This window comes from Aeromicrobium sp. (assembly GCF_032084975.1).
Taxonomy (GTDB): domain Bacteria; phylum Actinomycetota; class Actinomycetes; order Propionibacteriales; family Nocardioidaceae; genus Aeromicrobium.
This window is the reverse complement of record NZ_DAMDLR010000139.1, coordinates 1-3,549: the sequence shown is the minus strand read 5'-3', so window position 1 is coordinate 3,549 and position 3,549 is coordinate 1. Positions and strand designations below refer to the sequence as shown.

Here is a 3,549-nt window from a genome sequence, read left to right as displayed (position 1 = left end):
CGCGCCCAGCGCAGCGCCGCCGACCCGCTCGCGACGGTCTCGAGGCAGCCGACGGCGCCGCAGCCGCAGCGCTCGTCGCCGCCCGCGACCGCCATGTGCCCGATGTGGCCCGCATTGCCGGTGCGTCCGCTGTCGATCCGTCCGCCGCGGATCAGCCCGCCGCCGACGCCCGTGGACACCACGACACCCAGCAGGTCCGGGGTTCCGCGGCCCGCGCCCAGTCGGTGCTCGGCCAGTGCCGCGGCCGCGCCGTCCAGTGCGAGGTGCACGGTCGCCGACCGGAACAGCGCGCCGACAGCGTCGACGATCGGGAAACCTTCGCGCCACTCGGCGATGTTGACCGGTGCGACGGTGCCGGACGCGATGTCGACCGGGCCCGCGGAGGCGATGCCGATGCCGGTCACCGTCGCGTCGCCCGCAACCTTGCGGAGCAGTGCCGCGCACGCGTCCCACACGCCGGACTCGGGTGTCGGGATGGTCCGCACGTCGTGCGGTCGGCCGTCCGTGCCGACGAGCGCCGCGGCCATCTTGGTGCCGCCGACGTCGAGGGCGAGTGCGGTCATGGATTCGAGATTAGCGGCGCACCCTGCCCCGGCTTCCCGCGTTTTGCGCACTTGTCGCGCCGCGGCGGCCCGGAATTCGGCGATAAGTGCGCAAAACGCGAGAGGTGGGTCAGCGCTTGCGGACGACGAGGACCAGGTTGCTGACCAACAGTTCGCGCAGCACCGGGATCTTCACCATCCACCACGCCCAGCGCGGGTGGTAGCGGGGGAACGCGGCGAGGACGTCGCCGGCAGTCTGCGCTTCGGCCCAGCGCAGCCCGTCCTTCGCGCCGATGTCGAACAGGGAGACGCCGAACCGGTTCTTCGGTTCCTTGCCCGTCCTGCGCTGGTAGCGGCGGGCGGCGTACTCGCCGCCGAGGTAGTGCCACGGCCCGGTCTCGTGCCCGCCGAACGGTCCCCACCACAGCGTGTACGACAGCACCATGAGCCCGCCGGGCTTGGTGACGCGCAGCATCTCCTCGGCCATCACCCACGGCTGTGCGACGTGCTCGGCGACGTTCGACGAGAAGCACACGTCCACGGCGTCGGAGCGGATCGGCAGCGCCAGCCCGGACCCGCGGATCGAGTCGCCGACGCTCAGCCCGGCCGCGTGCATCTCCGACGGATCGGGTTCGACGGGAACGTACCGGGCGCCGGCCCTGCCGAACGCGTCCGCGAAGTAGCCGGGGCCGCCGCCGACGTCGAGCACCGTGGTGCCGGTGAGGTCTCGCTCGGTGTGCCCGCGATACAGGTCGCCGATCAACTCGACGGAGTCGCGGGCGAGCGCGCCGTAGAACAGGTCCGGGTCGGTCTGCTCGTACCGGAAATCGCTCAGGAGTCCGAACGACCGTTTCAGGGTCGCGCGGCGGGCGAAGTAGCGGGTCACACCGGACGGTCGGGCGCTGGTCACGGGAGGAACCTTAGCGATCGGACATATCGCGGCCGCGTTCGCCGGTTTCCGCTACTTGACGGTAGGGCGCGCCGCGTCCAGCCGATAAGGTGTGTCGCAGGCGACCGTCCGAGCCGGTGAGGGGGCACGCACGTGCGAGAGGTTCTCCTGCTGTGCTGGCGCGACACGGGGCATCCCCAGGGCGGCGGCAGCGAGCGGTACCTCGAGGAAGTCGGGGCCGGCCTCGCCCGCCGTGGCGTCGCGGTCACCCTCCGCACCGCCGGCTATCCGGGCGCCCCGCGCGAGGAGACGGTCGACGGCATCCGCATCGTGCGCGGCGGCGGTCGGCTCACCGTGTACCCACGGGCGCTCGGCGCGATCGTCGCCGGACGTCTGGGACTCGGCCCGCTCGCCGGGCTGCGCCCCGACGCCGTCATCGACACCCAGAACGGCATCCCCTTCTTCTCGCGCACGGTCACCGGCGCCCCGGTCACGGTGCTCGTTCACCACTGCCACCGCGAGCAGTGGCCCGTTGCCGGACGCCTCATGGGACGCGTCGGCTGGTGGATCGAATCCTGGCTGTCGCCGCGCGTGCACCGCGACAGCCAGTACCTGACGGTGTCGCTGCCGTCGGCCGACGAACTCACCGACCTCGGTGTCGAAAGGGATCGAATCGCCGTGGTGCGCAACGGCGCCGACGCGATCCCCGCCGGTGTCGAACCCGGCGGCGACGAGACCCGCACGGCGTACCCGAGCGTGTGCGTGCTGTCCCGGCTGGTGCCGCACAAGCAAATCGAGGACGCCCTCGCCGCCGTCGCGCAGCTGCGCCGGACCATCCCGGAGCTGCACCTCGACGTCATCGGCGGCGGCTGGTGGGAGCAGAATCTGCGCGAGCGCGCCCACGAACTCGGCATCGGCGACGCCGTCACCTTCCACGGCCACGTCCCGGAGGACCGTAAGCACGAGTTGCTCGCCCGCTCGTGGGTGCACGTGATGCCGTCCCGCAAGGAGGGCTGGGGGCTCGCGGTGATCGAGGCGGCGCAGCACGGCGTCCCCACCGTCGGCTACCGCAGCTCCAAGGGACTCACCGACTCGATCATCGACGGGGTCACCGGACTGCTGGTCGGCGGCGACTCGGTTGCCGACCAGGCGGGCGCGGTTCCGGCGCTGGCGTCGGCCGTCGAATCGCTGCTGCTCGACGCGGAACTGCGCGCCGACCTCGGCCGCAAGGCGCGGCTGCGGGCGAACGAGTTCTCGTGGGAGCAGACCGCGGCCGGCGTGCATGCGGTGCTGGCGGCGTCAGCCGCGGGACGGCACCTGTCGGGGCTCATCGCCGGCATCGAAATCGCGCCGACGCCGACGCCCGGCCTGCAGGACGCCTAGCCCGCCGCCCACCAGCAGCGCCGCCCACAGCAGGTGCGCGGCGAGGGCCTCACCGCGACCCTCCCGGGGATCCGGCGGTATGCCGCCCGGAACCCGGTACAGCGCCAGTTCGTCGTCCACGAAAACCTGCTCGAGCTGGTCCAGGGTGCGCTGCGAGTCACCGACCGGGCCGGGGCTGGTGCGCTCGACGAGCACCCCCCGCACGTGCTCGTCGACGAGTGACTGCGGACCGGCGCCGGCGAGCAGCAACTGTTCGACACGCGTCGCGCGTGCCCCCTCACCGCCGACGGTCGACGCCTGACCCACCACCAGCTGCCCGGTCTGCAGCACGTCGCGCGGCAGCATCCGCGGCGCGGGATCGAGGACGGGCGCATCGCCGCTGTAGGGGAACTTGCGGAACATGCCGGCGGGCAGCACCGCGACGTCGCCCGCTTCCTTCGACAGCTCGAGTTGCTGCGCGACGCGGTTCCACGCCGCCGGGTACTGCACCGGCTTCAGCGCGCCGCCGACACCCCACGCCAGGTCTGGCAGCGCCAGCACGACCGCGACGACCGCGGCGACGGGCACCGCGCCGGGCAGCGAGACCCGCGACGACAGCGTCCGCGCCCCGGCGGCCGCGGCCAACGCGTACAGCGGCGCGGCGAGTGCCACCCACTTCTGGCTGTCGCGCAGCAGGCCCGCCCCGGGCACGTGCACGACGGCCCATTCGCCGACCGCCAGTCCCCAGCCCGTCGC

The 3,549-nt window shown here is 73.0% G+C and carries 4 protein-coding genes; 1 reads left to right on the top strand and 3 read right to left on the bottom strand.

Annotation, left to right across the window (positions count from 1 at the left end; translation table 11 throughout):
• Together RT323_RS16365 and RT323_RS16360 are read right to left on the bottom strand one after the other, a co-directional pair.
• The coding region (locus tag RT323_RS16365; RefSeq protein ID WP_313410329.1) for an ROK family protein at positions 1–563 on the bottom strand (563 nt) is incomplete at its 3' end.
• A 109-nt stretch (positions 564–672) separates the two neighbouring features.
• Positions 673–1,452, bottom strand: a complete 780-nt coding sequence (locus RT323_RS16360) for a class I SAM-dependent methyltransferase (RefSeq protein ID WP_313410328.1) — start codon at positions 1,450–1,452, stop codon at positions 673–675.
• 132 nt (positions 1,453–1,584) lie between these two features.
• Here RT323_RS16360 and RT323_RS16355 point away from each other — a divergent pair, with 132 nt between their 5' ends.
• Positions 1,585–2,814, top strand: coding sequence for a glycosyltransferase family 4 protein (locus RT323_RS16355; protein WP_313410326.1), 1,230 nt, complete (start codon positions 1,585–1,587; stop codon positions 2,812–2,814).
• On the opposite strand, the gene RT323_RS16350 is transcribed toward RT323_RS16355, so the two are convergent.
• A partial coding sequence (locus RT323_RS16350; RefSeq protein WP_313410324.1) for a hypothetical protein occupies positions 2,731–3,549 on the bottom strand: 819 nt, incomplete at its 5' end. The genes RT323_RS16355 and RT323_RS16350 overlap by 84 nt on opposite strands.